This is a genomic window from Methyloglobulus morosus KoM1 (assembly GCF_000496735.2).
Classification (GTDB): Bacteria; Pseudomonadota; Gammaproteobacteria; order Methylococcales; family Methylomonadaceae; genus Methyloglobulus; species Methyloglobulus morosus.
Genome location: NZ_AYLO01000167.1, coordinates 1 through 4,811, shown reverse-complemented (window position 1 = coordinate 4,811; position 4,811 = coordinate 1). Strand labels below are relative to the sequence as shown.

4 protein-coding genes and 3 tRNA genes are annotated in these 4,811 nt (G+C 46.7%); 2 read left to right on the top strand and 5 right to left on the bottom strand.

Annotated elements, in window-relative coordinates; all coding sequences use genetic code 11:
• The first annotated feature begins 119 nt into the window (after positions 1–119).
• A complete protein-coding gene (locus MGMO_RS18300; RefSeq protein ID WP_023496580.1) occupies positions 120–1,115 on the top strand; it encodes a tyrosine-type recombinase/integrase in 996 nt (331 codons plus the stop codon).
• A 31-nt stretch (positions 1,116–1,146) separates the two neighbouring features.
• Here the strand turns inward: MGMO_RS18300 and MGMO_RS18295 are convergent.
• From MGMO_RS18295 to cysS, 5 genes are all read right to left on the bottom strand, one after another.
• A tRNA-His gene (locus tag MGMO_RS18295) sits at positions 1,147–1,222 on the bottom strand.
• Between the two features lie 23 nt (positions 1,223–1,245).
• Positions 1,246–1,322 (bottom strand) — tRNA-Arg (locus tag MGMO_RS18290).
• A gap of 5 nt (positions 1,323–1,327) precedes the next feature.
• Positions 1,328–1,404: transfer RNA gene (locus tag MGMO_RS18285), tRNA-Pro, on the bottom strand.
• 130 nt (positions 1,405–1,534) lie between these two features.
• A complete protein-coding gene (fchA, locus tag MGMO_RS18280) occupies positions 1,535–2,164 on the bottom strand; it encodes a methenyltetrahydrofolate cyclohydrolase (protein ID WP_023496579.1) in 630 nt (209 codons plus the stop codon).
• A gap of 307 nt (positions 2,165–2,471) precedes the next feature.
• Complete coding sequence (cysS, locus tag MGMO_RS18275; protein ID WP_456152406.1) at positions 2,472–3,947, bottom strand: cysteine--tRNA ligase; 1,476 nt, start codon at positions 3,945–3,947, stop codon at positions 2,472–2,474.
• Between the two features lie 121 nt (positions 3,948–4,068).
• Between cysS and MGMO_RS18270 the strand changes: the two genes are divergently transcribed.
• The gene (locus MGMO_RS18270) at positions 4,069–4,662 is read left to right on the top strand and encodes a peptidylprolyl isomerase (RefSeq protein WP_023496577.1); all 594 of its coding nucleotides are present in this window, start codon (positions 4,069–4,071) and stop codon (positions 4,660–4,662) included.
• Positions 4,663–4,811 lie beyond the last annotated feature (149 nt).

Below are 4,811 nucleotides of genomic sequence, written 5' to 3'. Positions count from 1 at the left end.
GGCGAAATTCCAGCGGCCAAACCAGGGAAATGTTGGGTGTTCATCGAAGACGATTTGATTAATTGGCTGCGCAGCCTCTACAATACTGGTGGGGATGCAAGGCAAGGATGTCAGGCATTATGCTCTTTAAAAGAAAAGACTCGAAGTTCTGGTGGTATAAATACACAGCCCCAGACGGCAAAGTTGTACGCCAATCTACTGGGACTACCGACAAACGACGGGCTCAAGAACTTGCGGACACCTGCAAAGCCGGGGCGTGGCGGGTATCCAAGCTGAAGGAAAAACCACGCTATATTTGGCAAGATGCCGTTGTAAAGTGGCTACAAGAATCGCAAAAACGAACGATTAAGGAGGATCAGGCTAATTTTCGGTGGTTGGACGCTTATCTGGGACATAAAGTGTTGGCAGAGATAGATCAGACAGACATCGACCGAATTATTACTGCCAAATTGAACCAAGGTGTAAGCTATGCAAGGGTTAATCGTATTACCGCTTTGGTTTCTGCGGTGTTGCATAAAGCGCGGAATTATTGGGGATGGATTGATTACATCCCGCCCATACGCAAGTTTGCAGAACCCAAAAAGCGCATTCGGTGGTTAACCCCAGATGAGGCAGCTAAGTTATTAGCAGAACTACCGCCCCACCTTGAAGCGATGGCGCGTTTTAGCCTACTGACCGGGTTACGTGAATCGAATGTCACTAAACTCGAATGGAATCAGATCGATCTACAGCGACAAGTTGCCTGGATACATCCTGACCAGGCAAAAGCTGGAAAGGGGATTGGCATACCTTTATATGATGAAGTCATGCACATAATAAGGTCACAGTTTGGCAACAATCCGCGCTATGTGTTCGTGTATAAGGGAAAGCCGGTTTTAAGAGCCAATAATCATGCTTGGACGAAAGCGTTGGCCAGAGCCGATATTGCTGATTTTCGCTGGCATGATTTGCGCCATACCTGGGCAAGCTGGCACGTCCAGGCGGGAACGCCGTTGAATGAGCTTCAAGAATTGGGCGGATGGTCAGACTATAAGATGGTCTTGCGCTACGCTCATTTGGCACCAGAACATTTGGCCCGCTATGCGGCGAATGTGGTCACGGCAACCGATAGCTAAGTAAATAGCTTATGGTAAGCACTTGATTTAATGGGGTGAACGACGGGGCTCGAACCCGCGACAACAGGAATCACAATCCTGGACTCTACCAACTGAGCTACGCTCACCATAGGAAAAAATCGATAAGGGGTGGCACGCTTGGCAGGACTCGAACCTGCGACCCTCGGCTTAGAAGGCCGATGCTCTATCCAGCTGAGCTACAAGCGCAAAGCTGGTCGGGGTAGAGGGATTCGAACCCCCGACATCCTGCTCCCAAAGCAGGCGCGCTACCAGACTGCGCTATACCCCGACAATCCCTTTAAAGATTGCTAGCCATTACAATGCTGTTGCGTTTGCCAACCGCCCTTAAAGAGCAGCGTATGATAGCGGTGGGGCGGTTAGTCGTCAATTGTTTTTTCTGAATAGTGGTAAAGGAACGATTAAAGCCTTGTCTTGACAATCTGATAAACAGTGTCCACAAGGTGTTCAATATTTTTTGTTGCCTGTTCCAGTTCTGCCAATTTGGTTTCAACAAAAGCCTTATCTTTTAGGCTAGCCACATTGATGTAGACATTCAATGCAGAACTTTTGAGTCCGCCATAAGCCGCCATGACCGCTGCTCCAGCATCGCTGACTGCACCAGGGTTACCTAACTCTGCAGCGATTTTGCTTAATCGGATGACCTCAGCGCAGGCCTGGACACATTGCAATGGAACTTCGGTAGCGTCTTTTAAGACATCCTGGATAGCGGCGCTACGTGTTGCTTTTTCGTCGTCGGATTCTTTGGGTAAAGCGTATTGGGACATCAGTTGATTAAATACGTCGATGTCGGCTTTGATAAGGTCGGTCAGTTGGGCGCGTAAGGTTTCGGCTTGTTCAAGGACATCTTGCATTTCAGTTTCGACTTCGGCGAATTTGGGTTTGCCGATGGTCAGGTTACAGACCATGCTGACCAAGGCTGCGCCTTGTGCGCCCATTAATGCCGCCGCGCTGCCACCGCCGGGCGTGGCGGACTTGCTGGCGAGATCAGTTAAGAATTGTTGGATGGATTGGTTTTTGATTTCGGTCATTCGGTATTTTTACTGGACTGTGGTGAAATTGAATCTATTTATTGGGTCAACTTAGATGAAGCTATGAATGATGTAGACATTATCGCGTCAGCGATTATGTGACATTAAATTATACAAAATAGTCAGGTAGTGTTAATGCACAACCTGACCTACCTACTTGCATTTTCAAATGCGGTGTTCAACTTAATCCTTCTAGTTGTCTAAAGTCATTAAATTATGCCGTTCGCGGTGAGCTTGTCGAACCATGAACACAACTATGATGAGCTTGCCCTTAGACTATGCTCAGGACGACCCGTTATTTTATGCGTTACTCCCGCCGCCAACTGGTCGTGCCGTCTGGCCTGTCTTCCAAGATGATGCCTTGTTGTTTAAGTTCGTCGCGGATTTGGTCGGCCAAAGCCCAGTTTTTGGATCTTTTGGCATCAAGTCGAATTTGTTTTAACTTTTCTATTTCATAAAAGGGTAAATCCTTAGGAACTTTGCTAATATCTTTTGCCAACTCATTCCAATCTTCATCGGTCATTTCATAAGAACTTTCTAACCGATCATTTCGTCCAAACCAACTATTAGAATCCAATTGCAATATTCCTAGCAAATCACCTAAATTTCTCAATGTACTTGCTAATTCAATGATATTTTGCGATTTATTAGTTTTTGCAATATTTAATTCAGTGGCTAGGTCAAATAAAACAGAAATAGCTACCGGCGTATTAAAATCATCATTCATCGCCTCATTAAATCGCTCTTGATATTCAACTATCTGTTCACTATCTTCTAGAAACAATACATCATCCAAAGCAGTATAAAGTCGCTCTAAAGCTGTCTTGGCTTCATTTAATTGCTGATCGGAATAATTTAATGGGCTGCGATAGTGGCTTTGCAGGATAAAAAACCGGATAACCTCTGGCTTATATTTCACCCTAACGTCTTTTAATGTAAAAAAATTCCCCAACGACTTCGACATCTTTTCATTGTCTACGCGCACGAAACCGTTGTGCATCCAAACATTGACAAAGGTTTCCCCGGTCGCGCCTTCGGATTGGGCGATTTCGTTTTCGTGGTGAGGGAACTGCAAATCCATGCCGCCGCCATGGATGTCGAAATGGTTGCCCAAGCAGCAGGTGGACATGGCGGAACATTCGATATGCCAGCCGGGGCGGCCTTGTCCCCAAGGTGAATTCCAGGACGGTTCGCCGGGTTTTGCCATTTTCCAGAGCACGAAATCCAATGGGTCTTGTTTGGCTTGGTCGACATCCACCCGTTCGCCCGCTTGCAAGTCGGCTAGGTTTTTGCCCGACAGTTTGCCATAAGAGGTGAACTTGCTGACCGAGTAGAACACGTCACCGTTAGTCCCTACGTAGGCCAGCCCTTTGTTGATCAGGGTGGCTATCATGGCGATAATCGCGGGTATGGATTGGGTTGCCTTGGGCTCAACATCGGGCGGCAAGACGGACAATGCCCTTTCATCTTCATGCATGGCATCAATGAAACGCTGCGTTAACGCAGTGAACTCTTCACCGTTCTCATTTGCCCGGTTGATGATCTTGTCGTCGATGTCAGTGATGTTGCGGACATAAGTCAGCTCGTAACCTTTATGGCGAAAATACCGCGCGACGGTATCGAACACGACCATGACGCGGGCGTGGCCAATGTGGCAGTAATCGTAGACGGTCATGCCGCACACGTACATCCCGATCTTCCCTGGCACACGGGGTTGGAATACTTCTTTTTTACGGGTTAAGGTATTGTATATTTTCAAGGGTAAGTCTCGGTAACGTCCGATAAGTTTAAGGCCTAATGGGAATGCAATTTAGGATGGCGGTGAAATCTACCAAGATTAACGCTTCTCTTTCAAGTTAAAAACACCTAGAATTTCGCCTTTTATTCAGCACAGGAAAAAAGAAATGCGTACCCTGATACTGTCTGTCCTGTTGTGCCTGAGCGCAACATTAACATTTGCAACGGAAAATAAAATGACCGCACCTTCATCTAGTTCATCCAATAAAGTAAAATTGACAACCTCACTCGGCGAGATAATTGTACAACTGAACACCGAGAAAGCACCGGTTTCTTCCGCTAATTTTTTGACTTACGTGAATGAAGGCTTTTATAACGGCACTGTTTTTCACCGAGTTATCAAAGGTTTTATGGCGCAAGGCGGCGGTTTTGACACGGCGTTCAAACAAAAAGCTGTTCACGACCCCATCAAAAATGAAGCCGACAATGGTTTGGCCAATAAGCGCGGCACGTTGGCAATGGCAAGGACGAACGATCCGAATTCGGCAACGGCGCAGTTTTTCATTAATTATAAAGACAATGCATTCCTTGACCATAGCAGCCCAACGCCTAGCGGTTGGGGTTATGCGGTGTTCGGTGAAGTGGTCGAAGGCATGGACGTGGTCGATAAGATGGCTGAGCAACCAACCGGGAATAGGGCAGGGCATCAAGATGTACCGAAAACGGATATTGTTATCGAGAAAGCGGAAGTTATTAAATAAGGCTAAAGGCGCAAGGCCAAAGGCGAAAAACAGCGTACACTTTTAGCCTTTAGCCTTTAGCCTTTAGCCTTTAGCCTTTAGCCTTTAGCCTTTAGCCTTTAGCCTTTAGCCTTTAGCCTTTAGCCTTTAGCCTTTAGCCTTTAGCCTTT